12 protein-coding genes and 1 riboswitch are annotated in these 20,460 nt (G+C 37.8%); of the genes, 1 reads left to right on the plus strand and 11 read right to left on the minus strand.

What is annotated here, in order from left to right; genetic code table 11:
• Nucleotides 1-62 precede the first annotated feature (62 nt).
• The 11 genes from BUE84_RS22065 to BUE84_RS22120 form a co-directional block, all read right to left on the minus strand.
• Nucleotides 63-1,454 (minus strand): RtcB family protein, encoded by a 1,392-nt coding sequence (locus BUE84_RS22065; RefSeq protein WP_079243514.1) that lies wholly within the window; start codon nucleotides 1,452-1,454, stop codon nucleotides 63-65.
• A 27-nt stretch (nucleotides 1,455-1,481) separates the two neighbouring features.
• A complete protein-coding gene (locus tag BUE84_RS22070) occupies nucleotides 1,482-2,216 on the minus strand; it encodes a hypothetical protein (RefSeq protein WP_079243515.1) in 735 nt (244 codons plus the stop codon).
• 409 nt (nucleotides 2,217-2,625) lie between these two features.
• Entirely contained in the window at nucleotides 2,626-3,609 is a 984-nt protein-coding gene (locus tag BUE84_RS22075) for a M28 family peptidase (RefSeq protein ID WP_099049866.1), read from the minus strand.
• 43 nt (nucleotides 3,610-3,652) lie between these two features.
• Entirely contained in the window at nucleotides 3,653-5,773 is a 2,121-nt protein-coding gene (gene scpA / locus BUE84_RS22080; protein WP_079243516.1) for a methylmalonyl-CoA mutase, read from the minus strand.
• Nucleotides 5,774-5,911: 138 nt separating this feature from the next.
• A complete protein-coding gene (locus tag BUE84_RS22085; RefSeq protein WP_079243517.1) occupies nucleotides 5,912-8,014 on the minus strand; it encodes a prolyl oligopeptidase family serine peptidase in 2,103 nt (700 codons plus the stop codon).
• Nucleotides 8,015-8,110: 96 nt separating this feature from the next.
• Complete coding sequence (locus BUE84_RS22090; protein ID WP_079243518.1) at nucleotides 8,111-8,788, minus strand: hypothetical protein; 678 nt, start codon at nucleotides 8,786-8,788, stop codon at nucleotides 8,111-8,113.
• Nucleotides 8,789-8,865: 77 nt separating this feature from the next.
• On the minus strand, nucleotides 8,866-9,951 hold the full coding sequence (gene prfA, locus BUE84_RS22095) for a peptide chain release factor 1 (protein WP_034692695.1): 1,086 nt from the start codon (nucleotides 9,949-9,951) through the stop codon (nucleotides 8,866-8,868).
• A gap of 147 nt (nucleotides 9,952-10,098) precedes the next feature.
• A complete protein-coding gene (locus tag BUE84_RS22100) occupies nucleotides 10,099-11,409 on the minus strand; it encodes an APC family permease (RefSeq protein ID WP_079243519.1) in 1,311 nt (436 codons plus the stop codon).
• 7 nt (nucleotides 11,410-11,416) lie between these two features.
• A complete protein-coding gene (locus BUE84_RS22105) occupies nucleotides 11,417-13,849 on the minus strand; it encodes a TonB-dependent receptor plug domain-containing protein (protein WP_079243520.1) in 2,433 nt (810 codons plus the stop codon).
• Nucleotides 13,850-13,941: 92 nt separating this feature from the next.
• Nucleotides 13,942-14,047, minus strand: a riboswitch (SAM riboswitch).
• Between the two features lie 257 nt (nucleotides 14,048-14,304).
• Entirely contained in the window at nucleotides 14,305-17,142 is a 2,838-nt protein-coding gene (locus BUE84_RS22110; RefSeq protein WP_079243521.1) for an alpha-amylase family glycosyl hydrolase, read from the minus strand.
• Between the two features lie 189 nt (nucleotides 17,143-17,331).
• The gene (locus BUE84_RS22120; RefSeq protein WP_079243523.1) at nucleotides 17,332-19,410 is read right to left on the minus strand and encodes a T9SS type A sorting domain-containing protein; all 2,079 of its coding nucleotides are present in this window, start codon (nucleotides 19,408-19,410) and stop codon (nucleotides 17,332-17,334) included.
• 154 nt (nucleotides 19,411-19,564) lie between these two features.
• Here BUE84_RS22120 and BUE84_RS22125 point away from each other — a divergent pair, with 154 nt between their 5' ends.
• On the plus strand, nucleotides 19,565-20,437 hold the full coding sequence (locus tag BUE84_RS22125; RefSeq protein ID WP_158521391.1) for a helix-turn-helix domain-containing protein: 873 nt from the start codon (nucleotides 19,565-19,567) through the stop codon (nucleotides 20,435-20,437).
• Nucleotides 20,438-20,460: the final 23 nt, after the last annotated feature.

Below are 20,460 nucleotides of genomic sequence, written 5' to 3' on the forward strand. Positions count from 1 at the left end.
ATATTTCCTGATTAAACCTTACAGGTTTTTGAAACCTGTAAGGTTATAAAATATTAGGCTAATTACTTATCCATTCTCACAATTCTCGGCTGGAATGTTCCCAGGATATCTACCAATTCACTCTGTGCATTCATCACTTCATTGATGTCTTTGTAGGCCATTGGTGCTTCTTCCGCATTCCCGCCCATTAATGTGACATTTTTTAGTTTCAGCTCTTTTTTGATATCATGCTGAGTGAAAAGACTTCTGCATTCTCCTCTTGAGTATGCTCTTCCGGCGCCATGAGATGCAGAATTCAGGGATTCCGGGTTTCCTTTTCCACGAACGATAAATCCTTTCGCTGTCATGGATCCGGGTATCATCCCCAATTCATTCTCATTGGCAGGTGTAGCGCCTTTTCGGTGAACAATCACTTCTTTTCCGTTATGAATTTCTTTCCACGCAAAATTGTGATGGTTTTCAATTCTCGCTTTTACTCTTCCACCGACTGCTTTTACAAGCCTTCTGTGAATATCATCGTGGCAGGCTGAAGCATAATCTCCGGCAAGGTTCATTGCAGTCCAGTATTCCAGTCCCAGATGAGTACTAAGGTCCAGCCATGCGAAGTTTTGGGCTTCTTTTGGTAACGGACACTGATCTGTCGCCATTCTTGAATAATATTGTGCGATTTCCGCTCCCAGACCTCTCGAGCCACTGTGAGAAAGTACTCCCAGATATTTTCCTTTTGGGAGGCCAATTTGTTTGTCCTCTTCAGTGATTTCCACTTCCCCGAATTCTACAAAGTGATTTCCTCCACCTGAGGATCCCATCTGTTTGATGGCTTTTCCCTTTAATCTTCTTAAGATCGGGATCATATCGAATGTATCTCTGTCAAAAATCTCATGATCTATGTGAGATTTATGAGTCTCATACATCCCGAATTTTGTATGTTCAGCAAGCGCTTTTTCATATTTATCTCTTGCCCCTTCAAGATATGAAACGGGTGTATCCAAAATACTAAGGCTCATTCTGCAGCCAATATCCATTCCTACTCCGTAAGGGATTACTGCATTTTCCACTGCCAGAACACCTCCTATGGGAAGTCCGTACCCGCTGTGGGCATCCGGCATTAATGCTCCCTGAGTAGAAACAGGCAGTTTCAAAGCTGTGTATAACTGATTTTTTGCCTCTTCTGAAATATTGTTTCCAAAAATCTGAAAGGAAGCACGCTGGGAATTCAGCATTCTTTTTTCGGTTTTTTTGGATGAAAGCAGGGTTTCTGCAATCTGTCCGAAAGTCAGATCTTTTTCAAATTCTTCCGGATTCAGCAGGATTTCCTTTAAAAGAGCTTTTACATGATGAATATTCTTCGTTGCAAAATTTCTTTTCATGACTTCCAATGCTACGTTTACGCTTTGGTTATTTGGATAGCCCAGTTTTAATATATCTTTTCCTTTTAGTTTTAAATTTCCCATTGTTTTTGTTTTAAATAACAGTTGGACTCATAAGTCCTCTAAGCTTTCTGCAATCTCTGTTGCAGACATTGTACAGGTAACATATTTCCTGCTTTTGATAAGTTTTCTTTGATACCTTTCTTTCCATGGATTCGACTTACATAGAATTGTCTTATTCATAATCCCTATTACCTTATACTGACCCAAATAGAAATCCAGCGCTGCATATTCTTTTTCCAGCTCCAAATCCAGGGGTTTGTAATGGGTAATCATATTGGGTTTTATCCTTAGAGCAAATCTCCATGGTTCAGTAAATTGGTAGTAGGTTCCGAATATCTTACGGACAGGGCAATAATCTTCTTTCTTTTCAAAGTATTGTCTTTCTCTGTCGGTAAGTTCCAATTTTGGATAATTCCAGGAAAAAGAAGTAATATACCTGAGCTTCTGTTCTCTTTCTACATATATCTTTCTTCCGAACTTTCTTTTCTTTTTTAGAAATTTTCGGTTGTCAGAATACATATAGGTATTTATCTTCTTTAAAATTCCTTCGAAAAAATCTCCATCTTTGGATTCTTTTACATCATTTCTTACAACAAAGAATCTTACAAATCCTTTTTGATAAGGTTTATCCAATGGTATCAACGGAAGATTTTTTCTTATTTTCCAGAGTGCTCTACTACGTTTGTATTTTGTTCTTATCTGCTTTTCTACATCTTTTCTAATTGTTCTTTTTCTGCTTCTCACGCTTCTCAGGCGGGAAAACAGGAGGTTATCATTTTCCATTGTGAACAGAAGTCTGATGTGAGATACCGGAAACTCAATTGTTTTTTATCTCACACAACTTTTAATCAACTAAAATACTAGTTGAATGGATTAATAATAGACTCAATAGTTCTGAGGAATGTACCTCATCCTATTTTGCCTTTAATGACACTTAAAAAATTTCGGGGAAACCTGGGAGTTTGAAATATTGCGCAATAAAAAACCCGAAATCTCTACGACTTCGGGTTTTGATATTTCATTGTACTGTTATTCTAAGAATGTACCAAACCGCGAAGCCTTACCACCATAAGTGGCAATCCAACTGTAGAATTCTGATTAGTTCTGAACATTGCTTCGTTGTTTTTTATTGGTTAAACTTGATTTTCAGGTGCAAATATATACATTTTTCTGAAAATCAAAATATTTTTTTTCACTTAAGGTGAATAATACTGAGAAAAATGGCATCAATAACTTTTGTCATTCTCTTTGTATCGAGAGTTTCCAGCGTATCCGTGGGTTCGTGATAATTTTTATTTCTGAAGAAAGAAGTATCGGTGATCATGAGGGCAGGGATTTCGAAATTCCAATAGTTCAAGTGGTCTGAATAGTCTATTCCGGCAACGAATTTGGGAGCAGAAAACGTCTCTGTTTTGATCTGCTTTGAGCCTTTAAAATTTTTAATGAAGTTTTTTACAAATGGGCCTGCTCCAGTCATCTTTTTAGCCAACATAATAAAATTTCCTTGATCACCATATATCCAGGAAAGAATACCTATAGGAAAACTCTGAGAACCCTTTTCGTCTCGGAAATAACCTATCATTTCTACGCTTGCCATTCCATAGACATCAATTTTGTTGTCTTTTAAATATTTTGCATGAATATAGCTTCCCATATTTTCGGTTCTGAAATAAGGCGGCTCTTCCAGCGTGTAAGCAACCAAATCTACTCTGTACTTCAGCTTCTGTCCTTTCAACATTCTTGCGAGCTCCAAAAGGGCAGTAACTCCGGTGGCATTATCGTCTGCTCCCTGCTGATCTCCACAAACGTCGTAATGTGCTCCAATAATGATCCGTTTGGCATTTTCCGGACCAAAAGAAGTAATTACATTTTTATACACTTTACCGTCAACTTTATATTCCTGAAAAGTGGTATTGTCAACATAAGTAGCAAAGGTCTGATGAATATAATCTGCCACTGCATTTAGCTGATCAATATTTTTATGATTTCTAAACTGTGGAGTTTGGGTAAGTGCCATCAAATGTTTTTTAACAAGACTGGCATCCGCAATTACTGTGGAACTGGGTACTGATCTGTTTTTCTTTATTGAACCTAGCAAAAAAACTCCTGTAATAACAAATAAGCCTACGAAAAGAAACAGTTTTTTCCTCGTAGGCTTTATATTTTTAAAATTCACGGGTATATTTTTAACCTCTGTCCTGAAATTAAAACTTTTCTATTTATTTTTCTAAAAATCTTTCCAGAATTTCTACTGCGCATTTCGGAAGGTTGGTTCCAGGTCCGAAAATAAAGTCAGCACCGTTGGCATAAAGGAATTCATAATCCTGTTGCGGAATCACTCCTCCTACGACGATGGTAATATCGTCTGCTCCCAGTTTGGACAGTTCTTCCACCACCTGCGGAACTAATGTTTTGTGCCCTGCTGCCAATGAAGAAACACCTAAAATGTGAATATCATTTTCTACGGCTTGTTTAGCGACTTCTTCCGGTGTCTGGAATAGTGGTGCTACATCCACATCAAATCCCATATCGGCAAATGCTGTTGCTACTACTTTCGCACCTCTGTCGTGCCCATCCTGGCCCATTTTAGCGACCATTAGCCTTGGGCGGCGCCCTTCTTCTTCTTCAAATTTCTGAGTCAGATTAAGGGCTTTTTCAAAGTATTCGTTTTTACCGGCATTCATAGCGTATACTCCAGAGATTGTTTTAATATTTGCTTTATATCTTCCAAAGGTTTCTTCCATAGCATCACTCATTTCGCCAAGGGTTACTCTTCTTCTTGCAGCTTCGATACATAGAGCCAGAAGATTTCCTTTTCCCGTTTGAGCACTTTCGCGGATTTCATTCAGGATCTGTTCAACTCCTGCTGTATTTCTTTCCGCTTTGATCGTATTCAGTCTCTCTATCTGCTTTCTGCGAACTTCGGTATTATCAATGTCTAAGATTTCTATTTGATCCTGTTTTAATGAGGATTTGAATGAATTGACCCCGATAATGAATTCTTCTCCACTATCGATCTTAGCCTGTTTTTTTGCTGCGGCTTCTTCAATTCTCATTTTTGGAATTCCGGCTTCGATCGCTTTGGTCATTCCACCTTCCTGCTCTACCTCATCAATATACCTCATTGCTTCCTCAATCATTTGCTGAGTAAGGCTTTCTACAAGGTTACTTCCTCCCATCGGATCTACCACATCACATATTCCGCTTTCCTGCTGAAGGATGATCTGTGTATTTCTTGCAATTTTTGCTGAATAATCTGTAGGAAGGGCAATGGCTTCATCCAGTGCGTTTGTATGGAGAGACTGCGTTCCTCCTAATGCTGAAGACAGCGCTTCTATTGCTGTTCTTGTGATATTATTGAAAGGTTCCTGCTCAGTTAAAGACCATCCTGAAGTTTGTGAATGGGTTCTTAAAGCCAGAGATTTTGGATTCTGAGGATTAAACTGTTTTAAAAGGGTTGCCCAGATATATCTTGCTGCACGCATTTTTGCAATTTCCATGAAATGATTCATTCCGATTGCCCAGAAGAAGGATAACCTTGGGGCGAAATCGTCTACGTTCATTCCTGCTTTTATTCCTGTTCTTACGTATTCAAGACCATCTGCCAGTGTGTAAGCCATTTCAAGTACAGGCGTTGCACCAGCTTCCTGCATATGGTATCCGGAAATGGAAATGGAATTGAATTTGGGAATATTTTGCGAAGTGTATTCAAAAATATCTGCGATAATCTTCATGGAAGGTGCTGGCGGATAGATATACGTATTTCTTACCATGAATTCTTTCAAAATATCATTCTGAATAGTTCCGGAAAGTAACTCCTGCTTTACTCCCTGTTCTTCTGCCGCTACGATGTAGAAAGACAAAATAGGAAGTACAGCTCCGTTCATTGTCATGGAAACTGAAATCTGATCTAATGGAATTTCATTGAAAAGGATTTTCATGTCTTCCACAGAGTCTATGGCAACTCCTGCTTTTCCTACATCGCCCACCACTCTTGAGTGGTCAGAATCATATCCTCTGTGCGTTGCAAGGTCAAATGCTACTGAAAGTCCTTTCTGACCTGCAGCAAGGTTTCTTCTGTAGAAAGCATTGGATTCTTCAGCGGTAGAAAATCCTGCGTACTGACGGATCGTCCATGGTTTCTGAACATACATGGTAGAGTACGGCCCTCTCAGATAGGGAGCAATTCCTGGAGAAGTCTGCGTTAATGATTCATCTTTTACATCTTTTTTTTCATAGGATGATTTGAGTTCAAGGCCGTCTTTTTCAAAATTGTAAATCTCTCTTTCCTGAGATGATACACTAAAATCCGGTTTTTTCACAGAAATTGTCTTTCGCATTCCAATTATTTTTGTCCCCGTAAAGTTAATTTTTTTGAGCGAAACATGAAACTTCTGTTAACGTTCTGTTTTTCTAAGTTTTAGTAAAAGAAAAAGGCCGGGCAAATGTCCGACCTTTCTTATTGGTATAAATTTAAATTATTTCTTTATTCCCATCTCAAATAAAGCAAATGATATAAGATCTGCATTTTCACTGATCACCTGATCTGTTGATCTTCCTGCTCCGTGACCTGCATTCTTCTCAATTCTTAAAAGAATAGGATTTTTGCATGCTTGTTTTTCCTGAAGCTCTGCTCCAAATTTGAATGAATGTGCCGGAACCACTCTGTCATCATGATCACTGGTAATGATCATTGTGGATGGATAGCAAGTTCCTGCTTTTACATTATGTACAGGAGAATAGGATTTCAGATATTCGAACATTTCTTTGCTGTCCTCGGCAGTCCCATAGTCGTAAGACCATCCTGCTCCGGCAGTAAATTTATTATACCTCAACATATCCAAAACTCCAACTCCAGGGAAGGCTACTCTCGCAAGATCCGGCCTCATGGTCATTGTTGCTCCTACTAATAATCCGCCATTTGATCTTCCTGACAGTGCCATGTATTCTTTTGAAGTATAGCCTTTACTTTGAAGGTATTCTCCGGCAGCGATAAAGTCTTCAAAAACATTTTTCTTTTGCTGTTTTGTTCCTGCATCATGCCATTTCTTACCATATTCTCCTCCTCCACGGATGTTTGGAACAGCGTAAATACCACCATTTTCCATCCAGATCGCATTGACTACAGAGAATGACGGCTGAAGGCTGATGTTGAAGCCTCCATAAGAGTAAAGAATAGTAGGATTTTTACCGTCCAGCTTTGTTCCTTTCTTATAGTTGATCATCATAGGAACTTTTGTCCCGTCTTTTGAAGTATAGAAAACCTGTTCCGAAACATAATCATCCGGATTAAACTTCACTTTAGGTTTTTGATAGACTTCAGATTTTCCAGAATCTACATTAAATTTATATGTAGTGCCCGGTGTAATATAGTTGCTGAAAGAGAAGTAAACATCTTTTTCTTTTTCTTTTCCTCCGAATCCAGAGATATTTCCTTTCCCCGGAAGAGTAATTTCTCTAACCAGTTTTCCGGTTTTATCAAACTGTTTTACCTGATCTATGGCATCAATCATATAGGTTGCAAAGAAATATCCTCCACCGGAAGAAATTCCCAATACGTTTTCAGTTTGTGGAATCACGTCTTTCCATGTTGCAGGATCCGGATTAGCAATGGTAGTTTTTACAAGACGCATATTCGGAGCATCTTTATCTGTAAAAATGAACAGATCATCACCTTGTGTATCTACGATGCTGGCATTGATATCAAATCCGCTCATAATTTGCACAAAGTCTCCTCCTTTTTTAAGGTCTTTTATATACAATTCATTACCATTGGTAGCATTAGCAGCAGAAATAATAAGGTATCTCTGATCTTCAGAAACTCCGGCACTAAGATATCTCCTTGGGGTTTTATCTCCTCCGAAAATCAATTTATCCTGAGATTGTTTTGTTCCCAGTTTGTGAAAATATACTTTGTGCTTATCCGTCATTCCGGAAAGTACTGTTCCTTCTTTTGGTTTGTCGTAGCTTGAATAATAAAATCCTTCATCTCCCTGCCATGAAATTCCGCTGAATTTTACATCCAGTAAAGTTTCATCAATCTGTTTTTTGGTAACAGCATCAATGATGATGATCTTGTTCCAGTCGCTTCCTCCTTCAGAAATAGAGTAAGCTGCAAGGTTTCCTTTTTTATTGAATGAAAGATTGGAAAGAGAAGTCGTTCCTTTTTCTGAAAATTTATTAGGATCTAAAAATACTTCTGTAGCATTGGTCTTATTGTTGGTTCTGTACAAAACAGATTGTGCCTGCAGACCATCATTTTTATAATAATAGGTATAATCTCCTTCTTTGAAAGGTGCTGAAATTTTCTCATAATTCCAGATATCTTTCAGCTGGCTTTTGATTTTATCCCTGAACGGAATTTTTGAAAGATAATTCTGGCTGTAAGCTACTTCTTCATCTACCCATTTTTTTGTAGGTTCAGAATCGTTTTCCAGATCTCTGAAAGGATCAGAAACAGCGTTTCCGAAATAGGTATCTGTCTGGCTTCCTTTTAATGCTTTAGGATAAATCATTTTCTGAGAGTAAAAAGATGCTGAAAATAATACTCCAGCGGTTAACAATATAGGTTTAAAATTCATACTGATCGGTTTTTCTCAAAAATACGCAAAGTATGTGAAATAAAAAAAGTCCCGTTATATTGGGACTTTTTTATTCTGTATGATTGTATTTTCCGCCTATTCATTGGCTCCGAAGCTTTCAAAATAGAAGTCGGTAAGGTTGGAAACAATTTCATCAGGGCTTCCATTCCAATAGTATATTTTATCTCCTTCTTTAAGTTCGTATAAACTAAAGTTTTGATCTGTTGTTACAATCTTATTGGCATTTTTAAAATCCTGAACTGCCTGAATTAAATATTTTTTAAGGTCTTCCGTTTTTATTTTGTTCAGATCTCCTTTTGGTCCGGAAGTCAGTTTTGATGGAACAAGAAAACTTACAGAATAACTTATTTCAGCAATTTTTTGTCCTTCCACATGCTCATTCGGCACTACTTTTACGTCTTTAACGGTAAGTTTTCCCGTTTTAAAGTTTCCAAACATAGCTTTGAAATAATCTTCAGCTTCTTTTTTGCATGCTGCTGCGGTAGCTTTAGGAAAAGCGGCAAGAAAATTCTCTACACTGCCATTGATCATTTCCTGTGACGTTTCCTTAAAATCCACCTGATAAGCAGTCTGTCCGTCTACTGTAGGTTTTAAATAATCATTGAGTTTATTCAATGCTGCGTCATCATTATTCACAAAAGTACCAAAGAAGAGTTCAAAAGCTTCTTTAGGTTTCTTTACTTCTGTTTGTGCCATCAGTTGCTGCCCCATTATGGTAAGCAACAGCAGGAAAATAATTTTGTAGTTTTTCATAGTTGATATTTTGTTTTGTTATTGGGAAAAACAAAGCCCCTGAACAGTCAGAGGCTTTGTTTTTATTTATTTTAATTTTAATAATTCTCTTCTTCCCCTTTCATCTTCTCTGCATTTTCTGCCATGATTACAGCGTCAATCATTTCAGAAATATCACCATTCATATAAGCATCAAGGTTGTACATAGACTTATTGATTCTGTGGTCTGTAACTCTACCTTGTGGATAGTTGTATGTTTTAATTTTTGCAGAACGGTCTCCTGTAGATACCATAGATTTACGTTGTGCAGCGATATCTCCCTGTACTTTCTGTAATTCAATATCGTATAGTTTTGTTCTTAGCATTTCCATTGCCAGCTCACGGTTAGCAAGCTGAGAACGAGCCTGTTGACAAACTACAACAAGTCCTGAAGGTTTGTGGGTAAGCTGAACTTTAGTTTCAACCTTGTTTACGTTCTGACCACCTGCACCTCCTGAACGGGAAGTCTGCATTTCAATATCTGCAGGATTCAGTTCGAAATCAACTTCTTCAGCTTCCGGAAGAACAGCAATTGTAATGGCAGATGTGTGTACTCTTCCCTGAGATTCTGTTTCAGGTACACGTTGTACACGGTGAACTCCGGATTCGAACTTCATGATTCCGTAAACACCTTCTCCTTCCACTTTCATGATCAATTCTTTGTATCCTTTTGCAGCTTCGTTAGAATCTGTCACTTCATGTCTCCATCCTTTTGTTTTGAAATACATGGTATACATTCTGTACACATCTTCCACAAAGATAGCAGCCTCATCACCACCTGTACCTGCACGTAATTCCACGATAACGTTTTTGTCATCTGCAGGATCTTTAGGGATCAGTAATACTTTCAGTTCTTCTTCAAGACCAGGAATTTTAGCCTGAGCTTCCAGTTTTTCTTCTTTAGCCAGATCTACCAGGTCTCTGTCTGAACCATCTGCAATGATTTCTTCAGATTCTGCAATACTATCCAAAGCGCCTTTGTACTGATCGTAAACTCTTACAATTTTTCCCAAATCACTATATTCTTTGTTCAAAGAAGAATATCTTTTTTGGTCTGAAATGACATCAGGCTGTATAATAAGGTCTGCAACCTCATTATATCTTTGTTTTATAGCTTCTAATTTTGGAATTAATGATTTAGACATTGTAGAAATTTTGTGGGTGCAAAGATAAGGATTATTAATTCAAAATTAAAATTCCGAATCATCATAAATTTTTGAGCATTAGGGATAAAGGATGCAAAACCACAAAAAGACAGATTTACCATTCTGTATATTCCCCTTTCTGCATCATTAAGATTTAGTCTGAGCTCCTTTAGAAAGCCTTCTGTCTATCACATATAAAATAATTCCTACGGCGATAATTCCCAATCCTATCAAGCTTTCTTTAGGATTATGAATGAATGTAAAATAGAGAATATAAAAGCTGAACAGTAAAAAAACTGCCGGAAAAATGTGGAACGCATTCGACTTAAAGATTTTCCTGTCTTTTTTCTTAAGGAAGAATACGGTAGAAATAGCCAGACTTGCAAAAAGCTGCAAAATAAAGGCTGTATAGACAAAAATTTCTTTAAAACTTCCTGTCAAAATAATAACAGCTGCAATGACAGCATGAGCGAAAATAGCTCTTACCGGAATTCCTTTTTCATTACCCACAGATAATGGCTTCCAAATATGTGTATGTTTTGCAAAAGCCTGCGTTAATCTTGATCCTACCCACAGATAACCACTAATTGTTGCAATAAGCTGCAGGGCGATAAAAACATTAACGATTTTTCCAAAAGCCGGTCCCAGCATATTTACTGCAGCTTCTCCCATTACATCTTCTTTTCCTGCCAACTGACTTACAGGAGCGTGTTTCAGCATAATATAATTTACCAGAATATAGCTTACCGTCACGAAAACGGTTCCGATGATGAGTGATTTGGGAAGGTTTTTCTGAACATCTTTTATTTCTCCTGCGATATAGGAAGCTGAATTCCAGCCTGTGTAGGAATAAGTTACAAATACCAGAGAGGTAGCAAATGCAGGAAGCATGATCTCATTCTGCCAGCTGTCACTGAAATTGAGACTGTTGCCTATCTGTGGTGAATCTGAAATTCCTACCCCAAGAATAACCAGTACAATAATAAAGGCTATCTTAATGAATGTAAAAAAGTTATGAAATCTGCTGGATGTTTTCAGGCTGAACGATAATGCAATCGCCACCAGGAAAATAGCTGCAATCGCAAAGCCATTTCCAAAAGAATAATCAAATACAGAAAGGTATTTTGACATGGCCAATGCAGCCAGCGCAACCGGAGAAGAAAATCCAATAATGAGTGAAATCCAGCTTATCAAGTATCCAAATATCGGATGATAGGTTTCTGTGAGATAAATAAAATCTCCTCCGTTTCCTTTAAAATGTGACCCCAATTCTGCATAACAGAAAGCCCCGAACAAAGCGAGAACCCCTCCTATACTCCATAGCAGGAAAATACTGTAGGTATTGGTAATATCGGATAACTGAAATCCCAGGGTTGTAAAAATCCCTGTTCCGATCATATTGGAAACTACGATGGCTGCTGCTGTTTTCCAGCCAATCTGATGTGAGGTAGTACTCATTTACTGATTAAAAATTAAAATTAAGCCTTCCGAAGAAATAATTCCCCAGTGTTCCCATCTGAACCGGTGCATATTTGAATACTCCATAATATGAATTTCTATAAATCTGGCGATCCGGGAAGACATCAAATACATTGTTGGCTCCTATTGTAAAGTTGATACTTTTTGTAATATCATATCCAACACTGATGTCGGTAACGACCTTTGGTGAGAACTCCTGCACGTCTCCAAACGGATAGCCATCTCTTATTACTTTACCAAAATAGGTATTTCTTACGAGAAAATTGAACTTCCCGATTCCATAATTTAATCCTAATGAAGCTTTTGTTTTGGGAGAAAGAGTTTCAATGATGTTGATCTGATCCGGACCAAAAAACTGGTTCTGCGGAGTTCCTAAATTTTCCGGAAAGTGGAAATCTGTAATTTTGGTTTCCGTATAGTTTCCGGCAAGATTGATATTTAATTTTCCATTGCCAAGAATCCAGTCATAGGTTACTACAACATCAACTCCTTTTGTTTCGGTATCAATAGCATTCGCAAAAAATCTTCCGCTTTCTACCTTAAACTGATCTAATCTTTCATCAGTAATATTGCTGGTGATCACAATTCTGTCTTTTACTTTAATCCAGTATCCATCTATGGTGATTGTCAAATTGTTTAAAGGCCTTAAAGTAAATCCTGCACTTGCATTAACAGAGGTTTCCTGTTTTAGTTTATCAAATCCAAGAATTTCAGCGGCTTTGCTATCATTGCTAAAGATTCCCTTTGTAACAATCTTCTCGCCTGAAGTAGAAATATCAGCATAAGAGTTATTAAAATACTGCTGTTGCAATGATGGTGCTCTGAATCCTGTTCCCACTGCTGCTCTTACCGCATAATTCTTTACAAATTCATATCGTACAGCAAGTTTTCCATTCAGTGTATTTCCGAAGTCTGAATAATTTTCAAATCTTGCTGCTGCATCAATATTCAATTTTTTATCTAAATCATAGGAAACATCTGCATACACTGCGGTGGAATGTCTGTCTTTCTTCAATGCATTATTTGGAGAAAACCCGATAAAGGATTGAGATCCTCCCGCACCAAGCACTGTTGATCCTTCAGTGGCTACGTTTCCATTGATGTCATATTGGGTATAGGAAGCTTCATCACCTGCCTTGATCTGGTATTGTTCAAATCTGAATTCTCCTCCAAATGCGATATTGAAACGGTTTATATTTTTGGAAATATCAAGATTAATGGTATTTTGAAGAAAGCTATGCGCTCCGGCATAAAAACGGGTTGGAGATTTTGCTCCCAAAGAAGCGTTATTCGTATTGTTTACATTATAATTGAAGGTATTGCTTCCAAAGGTATTACTAAGATCAAAAAACCAGTCATTGACATTATATTTTGCTCCTACAGCATAAGAAACATCGTATACCTGGGAGGCCAGAGTTGCCTGAAATCCGTTCGGGTAAATGGACGAAACTACATTAGATTTTTCGCTCGGAAGTCTTCTGAAACCAAAGCCATTTCCTTCTTTGATGCTGAAACCGCCAAAAGAATACAGTTTAAAGTTATCGTTAAAAGGATATTCTGAATTGAAAAACAGCTGTCCCTGTCTGATCTGGGCATCTCCGATCTGAAAATTAAAATCGTCACGTGTTAATCCTCTTTTTGCAATTTCTGCATCATCTGCGGCTCTGGCAGCTTTTATGGCTTCTGCGTCCCCAGCAAATTCATAGGCAAAATTATCTCCGAAAATATCCAGGTCATGATTTTGCGTTCTTGTGGTTTTTCCTCTGCGACTTAGCTGTAATGAAAGATTAATATAGCCTTCTTTCTTTCCTAATGAGGCTCCATAATTAACTCCTGCCTGGTAAGTATCACCATCATTTCTTCCGGTTAACCCATAGGTAAGACTTGCTGAAGCTCCGGTATTTTTCTTAAGAATTATATTGATAACTCCTGCAATGGCATCAGAACCATATTGTGCAGCAGCTCCATCTCTTAATACTTCTATTCTATCAATTGCAATTACGGGAATGGTACTCAAATCTGTTCCTACAGAGCCATTTCCTACCGTATTCTGATAATTGACTAATGATGTGGAATGTCTTCTTTTTCCGTTAAGCAAAACCAGAACCTGATCGGGTCCCATACCTCTCAAAGTAACAGGGTCAATATGTTCTGTCCCATCAGAAGCAGACTGCCTCACTGCATTGAACGATGGAATCACGTAGTTCAGGAGATCCTGAGCCGTCATTTGCGGAGTGCTTCTCTGGATTTTATCGATATTAATTACATCTACAGGAACCGGCGTCTCCAGTTTTGTTCTTTTGACGTTACGGTTTCCAACGATGATAATATCTTCGATCTGTTTTCCTTTTTCCTCACTTTCCTGAGCAGCGACCAGAATTGCTCCAAGCAATAATACAGCTGTGCTTAATTTTTTCATTTTGTTCTTGCCAATTAATAATACGAATCTGACGGATCTTTCCGCAGATACACAAGACTTCAAGAAATGGAATTCATATAGAGTATTGACTTCACTTATCTCCCCCAAAGGGTTGGAATTAGCACCTTTACACTTCTGGAAACGTGTAGGTTGCTAAGGTTTCACCGGGCCAAATCCCTCCACCTTTCTTGATAAATCTACTGCAAAAGTAGACTATTTTTTTAAATGTACAAAAAAGCAGATCTGCTGTACTGCAAATCTGCCTTTCATTATTTTATAGAAATTGTTTAAAGTTTTATTTTTGAAACATTAAGATGATATTAAGGTGATAAGAGTATTAAGATCAGCTCCGCTTTGAGCTTAAAAATCAGAATGATTCATCTTAACAATACTTTATTTCTTAAATAGCTCTTAATGGCTCAATATATTAAAAATCAACAACTTCATAAGTTATTTTATTTAATCATCATCTTTTGAATGGCTATTCCTGTATCTGATTTCAACTGTAACAGATAAGTTCCCGCCGGATAATTAACCTTCATATTATAATTTCCATTCTCTTTATCCAGTTTGAATGAATCCAATTTTTTACCCGTCATATCAAAAATCAGGATCTCTCCGTTTTTTGCTTTACTGAAAACGAGTTGAGCGATTCCGTTTCGAACCGGATTATCTGCAATCTGAAGGGATAATTTGTTGGCTGCATTGGTATCTTCGGTTGATAAAGCACCAGCATAATTTCCAAAGATCCTGAATTCTCCCGGTTGTAAAGTGATCGGAGTTGTTGTAGAAGCCACATTCGAAATACTATCATCCATCAGATTCTGCCATTGACCTGTGTAAGGGAAATAAGGGACGACATTCTGTGCTGAAGTCGTGTAATTGGCTAATACAACCACATTCTTTATTCCTGTTGTAATAGCTGCATCATATACATAAATTCTTGTGATCAGGCCGGTAGGATCGTTCGTAAGGTTATTGGATTCTATACTGTAGGTTTTAGATTTAAAAACCTGATGGATATTTCTGATGTTGATGATTTTAGCCCAAGTATCATATACTGCTTTTCTGTTCGCATTGGTATCATATCCTAATGTAAATGCAACAGGTTTCTCATCAGTTCTGCATCCATTGTCTATAGTACCATTCGCACATCTGTTGATACTGAATTCATATCCTAGTTCTCCAAATTGCCAGATCATTTTCGGACCAGGAATGGTAAAGAAGGTTGCCCCGAAAGTTTTCATTCTTTCAAGAGCGGTATTCAGATCTTTCACATTATAACTTCCGTTGATTGCTCCATATGCAAGGTTTTTAAACATCAGTCTTTCTTCGTCATGGCTTTCTCCATAGCCTACAGCACTCATATTGGTGAAGCCGTGAAGACTGTGATTCATACGGTCGTAGTTGCTGTTTTCCTGATACCCCATTGTATTCTGATTGTAAGGGTCTGTCTGTTTATTCCAAAGCATAACCCCTTTACCTTCTGCAATTCTGTAGTTGGCCCATTGCTGTTCTTCGGCATCGGTTCCAAGATGTTCGAAGATCATGTAAGAATTCGGATCAATAGCCCATTGTCTGTCGGCATAGTGTTTCATGATATCTACTCTGTCTTGCTGATAGGAATTGGTGCAGGCTTCGTCATTTTCAGAACAGTTTTGAGTAAATCCTTTGGTTAAATCCCAACGGAAACCGTCTATGCGATATTCTGTCAACCATTGTTGAAGGCATCTTTCAACGTAATATTGCGTTGAAGGACTTGTATGGTTAAAATCGTTGAATACATTGTATGAATGTTTCGGAACCTGGTTGAAGTAAGGGTTGTCTGGAGCAACATTTCCATAGCTGTCACCATCCGGATCTATATTCCACAGCCTTACCAAAGGAGAACGTCCTGTAGCATGATTAAACGCTACATCCAGAATGACTGCAATTCCGTTCTGGTGGCATAGATCTACAAATTCTTTGAATTTTTCCGGAGTTCCATAAGCTTTGTCTAATGCATAATGGAAAGAAGTATTATATCCCCATGAAAGATTTCCATCAAACTCCATGATGGGAAGCAATTCTATAGCATTGATTTTTAAGTTTTTCAAATAAGAAATTTTGTCGATCAGTGACTGCCAGTTTTTTTCCTGTGTAAAATCTCTCAATAGTAATTCATAGACCACCAGATCTTGTTTTGCGGGTCTTTGAAAATTGGCAACCTGCCAGTTATAAGCCGTTTGACCTGTTTTGAATGTTGAAACTTCAAACTCTTGTCCTGCTGGAAATGCTGGTAAATTCGGATAAGTGGAAGCTGAAATCCACAGGTCATCATAAGAAGATAAAATTTGTGGAGAATATGGATCTGCTACTTTTCTCAAATCATTGGTTCTGTATTGGAAAGTATTCAGCTGCTGAGGAGTAATTCCGTTGAGTTCAATCCAGTAGAGATCAGGATTTGTGGTATCTTTTTTCATTAAATAGGAGTCATTCACTGCCCAGTTATTGAAACTTCCGATAACATGCACAAAACTTTTCCCCGGAGCATATAGTGCCAATCCTACTTTGGTTGGATCTGTCGGGTGATAATTGATTCCCTGTCTGATCCAGTTTGGTATTGCTTCAGAAACTACATTTCTCGGAACCTGTAAGATAAATGTTGCTGTTTTAGAATTGGTTCCCTGAGTCGCTACAAGCTCCATGCTGGTATCTTGAGTAACTGTATAACTGTAGGAATAAGACTGTGAAGGAGTGGTTGTTGAATTGACAACAATTCCGTTTGCTTTTAACTGAAATGTTGCATTGGAATTGGTTGTAGCCGTAATAGTAATGGAATTCCCTACCGGAACCGAAGTGAGGCTGTTCGCTAACGGATTGGTAAGATTTAAACTTAATGTGCCTACATTTACAAAAATATCGGGAGAAGTCTGATGGGAACCTGTTTTATCTTTTAACAAAAATCCGAACCTTCCGATTCCTGTTCTTCCGAAGAATGTTGTTGGAGTAAAAGTAATTGAATAGCTGTCTGTTGCAGCATTATAAACCAACTTATTCAAATCATTGGAATTATTCCAGCTGCCATTGGTAGGACAATCCTGGCTGTTCTGATAATTAGTGTCAAACGACCAGGTCCACATATAAATGGCATTATTGGAAACTCCCCATGCAGATTCGTCTATCTGATCGCCGGGAACCGTAAGCGTAATAGCATCTGTTTCATTGAATGGATTGGGAGAAATCGTATAATTAATCTGCCCAAAAACGTGCATTGTAATCAGCAGAAAAACAACGGAATAAAATTTTCTCATGTCTTATTTTTTATCGAATATAGTGTTATTTTTTATTCATAACCTTTATTTTGAGCCAGTTTTTGCTAAATATTTCCATTTTTCGGGAAAAACAAAAAAAAGACTCATGAAATTTCATGAGCCTTCCAATAAAAGTAATTGTAATGAACTAATTCCTTTTGGCAAAAAATCTTTGGTATTGAATTTCGCTTAATTTTTTATAATCTTTTTAGAAATGGATTGTCCATTCTTTAATTTTAATTCTACAATATACAATCCTGAAGGAAGTTCAGTCATGTTGATCTGATTATCCGAGAACTGTACATTCATTCTTTGTCCTACTGCGTTCACAACATTTACTTTTTCAATTCCTGAATCAGCTTTAACCATAAGAATTCCTTTTGTAGGGTTAGGATACACTCCAATTACCGATTGATTCAGTTTGGTTTCTGAAGTACTCAAAGAAGAGGTAGGCTTGATGCATCTTACTGAAGCTCCCTGCCCTCTCATAGCACCAGCAGATGGATTGGCAATTGTGGATCCGATATACAGATATTTGCCTCCTAAACTTGATGTATCAGAGCTCCAGAAATACCCTCTTTGCCCTACAAAAGTAAAGTTCCCATCACTGGAGCTTCTATAACCTCCTGCAGGTAATTTAAGATGACTGTTATAAGCAGCTGTAGGGTTAGAAATACTTTCTGCTCCTATTAAAGTTGTCCAGTCTGCCTGAGAAGGCATTTTCCAGTCTGCACCTATTGCTTTACAAGGATCTATACCTACAGAAGCATTTACATCTGCAAGTGATGTCCCATTCCATGTATCTCCACTTGCAAAATTTGCCCACCATGCCGGAGATCCTGCAACATAACCTCCCACGGTGGTACTTGTTCCCTCCGGAGTGTTAGGGGATGGTGCCTGTACGATCTGAGAATTTCTAAGCTGATGTCCGTCATCCCATCTTCCCCATTGGAAAAGATCTCCATATGAATTGGCATCTGCCACTGATGAAGCCACCTGCGTACTTCCAAGGTTTTGCTGAAGCCAGATTTTTCCGTCTGCTCCTCTTACCGTAGTATAAGCAACCTGCTGCCCGCGATACATAAAACTTACACAACCAATATCACCTACATTTGCTCCAGGATCTGTATTGCTGCATGTTTGCGGATTAAGGTTCAGAGAAATTCTTTTCACCTTTGTTGTATTGTCGGAATAAGCCAGCACCAAATAATTCTGTGCCTTATCTATCGCTAAATCATTGTATTTTGCTTCTCCATCTGAAACAAAATCTCCTCCAAATGGAACCCAGTTTTGCGAATCATCTAATTTATAAACCGTATTTCTCAGGAAATTATCATTTTCAAAACGGCTGGCTACTACATAAGGTTTTCCGGATTCTGTTACGGCTAACGCAACATGTTGTACCCTTCCCTCTGAGAAATTGGCATTTCCAACCTGCACCCAGGAGTTTCCGTCAAATTTCTTGACATTCACTTTTTTTCCTCCGCCAGAGTTGGATACATACGCTACATAGATTCTATTCGCTCCATCTAAAGCAATATCAGCATTGTACTGTTCCCCTGACGAAGAAGCATCAGCTGCTGCTCCTCCTACCAAACTCCAGTTTTGTGCTGAACTTGCATCCGTACTGTTCTGATATACTTTTATCCCTCCGGAAACATTACAGGTATACACCATATTATTGGTTCCTATGACCATTTCAGCAAATTCAGCACCTCCTGAAAAGCCTGCATTTCCTACCTGTTCCCATGCACCTCCGGAATATTTTTTTACAGTTCCGGAACCGTAAGATCCATAAGTGAATATAATATTATCTGAGGATACTGCAGAAGCCTGATAATTGACCGAGCTGTCTGTAGCATTAGGAAGCTGAGACCATAAAGAGCCTGTAAATAAACGGACTTCCATCCCGGAACCTGGATAACCAAGCTGATTGGTATAATAAATACTGTTTCCGTTTGGACTTATAGACAATGAGTTGTAAGTGGCAGTTCCTGTAGTAACTCCGGGTGCTCCCCCTAAGTAAGACCACGAGTTTCCGTTAAATTTCTGAACAGAACCTTTAGCTACTGAAACATCATAATATGACAGATAATAGTTTCCTGAGTTATCAATAACAAGATTATTAAAACTGCTTCCTCCTGCAGATACATCCTGAATGCCTCCAACATTTTCCCATTGCTGGGCATACATATAGCTTCCAGCAACGGTTAGCAGTACTAATCCCGTTCTGATTTTCTGAATTGCAAAATGTAAATCTTTAAACATATGAAATATTATTTTTAATTATTCTAAATTTAATTTAATTTTGCGCAAAAGTACCTCACATAATTAACCCCGAGTTATCATTTTCGAACTTTTGGTTATCCTGTGAAGGTCTTTTACCTTAAGAAGTTGTACCATGGCTGTAAAAATGTGTTGTATGAGGAGTCAATCAAAAAGTGGACATTTGTTCATATCCGAGGACATCAAAATCATCATGCAGGAAGACCTGTGTCCTGATCAATCCTTCAAGTCTCATATGTTGGAAGGAAAGTCGAGTTTTAATCTCCTTTTTTTGTTAAGTGATGGAGTCAATTTAGAAGGTCATGATTGTGGAACTCAATTTTTATTTAAAAAAAATCAATATATACTTCATTATTCTCCTAAAGAAAGTGTTGCTGAACTATGGACAGAAAATCAGGAAATTCTGAGGTATCTCCAGATTCAGATTAATTACCAATATATTTTTAACCTCATCAATCCGGAACTTAATCGTGAGAATGCTGAGATTCTGGAAAATATGATCCATAATAATTTTATATTCCTTCATAAAGAAACGCCTCCGGATATGACGGTTGAAATGCATATGATCGTAAAAGAGATTCTGGATTATAATAAGAAAGGAATCATGCAGAAGTTATTTATAGAAGCAAAGATTATCAAACTTCTTATCCTGATCTTTGAGCAATTTAATGAGAAAAACATTCTCGAGGATACTCCAAAGACTCCTGAAATGATCAGGAAATTCATTGATGAAAATTATCACAGGAATATAAAAGCGGAAGAAATAGGAAAATATTTTGGTCTGAACCAGAATATCATCAGAAAGGAATTTAAAACCCAGTACCATACAACGATTGCTCATTATATCTCGGAGCTCAGAATGCTGAAAGCAAAGAAACTGATCACTAATAAAGAAATTATGATCAAAGAGATTGCTATTGAATGTGGCTATGAGTACCTCCAGAACTTTACACGCGCTTTCAAAAAGAAATTTGGGGTAGCTCCTGAAAGTCTGAGGAATAATAAATAGAAAAACCGCTTAATTGCTTAAGC

The sequence above is a fragment of the Chryseobacterium indologenes genome (assembly GCF_002025665.1).
Taxonomy (GTDB): Bacteria; Bacteroidota; Bacteroidia; order Flavobacteriales; family Weeksellaceae; genus Chryseobacterium; species Chryseobacterium metallicongregator.

Bases quoted from the DNA above. Each gene is read 5' to 3' on its own strand.
- BUE84_RS22120 (WP_079243523.1), bottom strand. From the start codon at position 19,410: ATGTTTAAAGATTTACATTTTGCAATTCAGAAAATCAGAACGGGATTA.
- BUE84_RS22100 (WP_079243519.1), bottom strand. From the start codon at position 11,409: ATGAGTACTACCTCACATCAGATTGGCTGGAAAACAGCAGCAGCCATC.
- prfA (WP_034692695.1), bottom strand. From the start codon at position 9,951: ATGTCTAAATCATTAATTCCAAAATTAGAAGCTATAAAACAAAGATAT.
- BUE84_RS22085 (WP_079243517.1), bottom strand. From the start codon at position 8,014: ATGAATTTTAAACCTATATTGTTAACCGCTGGAGTATTATTTTCAGCA.
- BUE84_RS22110 (WP_079243521.1), bottom strand. From the start codon at position 17,142: ATGAGAAAATTTTATTCCGTTGTTTTTCTGCTGATTACAATGCACGTT.
- BUE84_RS22070 (WP_079243515.1), bottom strand. From the start codon at position 2,216: ATGGAAAATGATAACCTCCTGTTTTCCCGCCTGAGAAGCGTGAGAAGC.
- BUE84_RS22125 (WP_158521391.1), top strand. From the start codon at position 19,565: ATGAGGAGTCAATCAAAAAGTGGACATTTGTTCATATCCGAGGACATC.
- BUE84_RS22065 (WP_079243514.1), bottom strand. From the start codon at position 1,454: ATGGGAAATTTAAAACTAAAAGGAAAAGATATATTAAAACTGGGCTAT.
- BUE84_RS22105 (WP_079243520.1), bottom strand. From the start codon at position 13,849: ATGAAAAAATTAAGCACAGCTGTATTATTGCTTGGAGCAATTCTGGTC.
- scpA (WP_079243516.1), bottom strand. From the start codon at position 5,773: ATGCGAAAGACAATTTCTGTGAAAAAACCGGATTTTAGTGTATCATCT.
- BUE84_RS22090 (WP_079243518.1), bottom strand. From the start codon at position 8,788: ATGAAAAACTACAAAATTATTTTCCTGCTGTTGCTTACCATAATGGGG.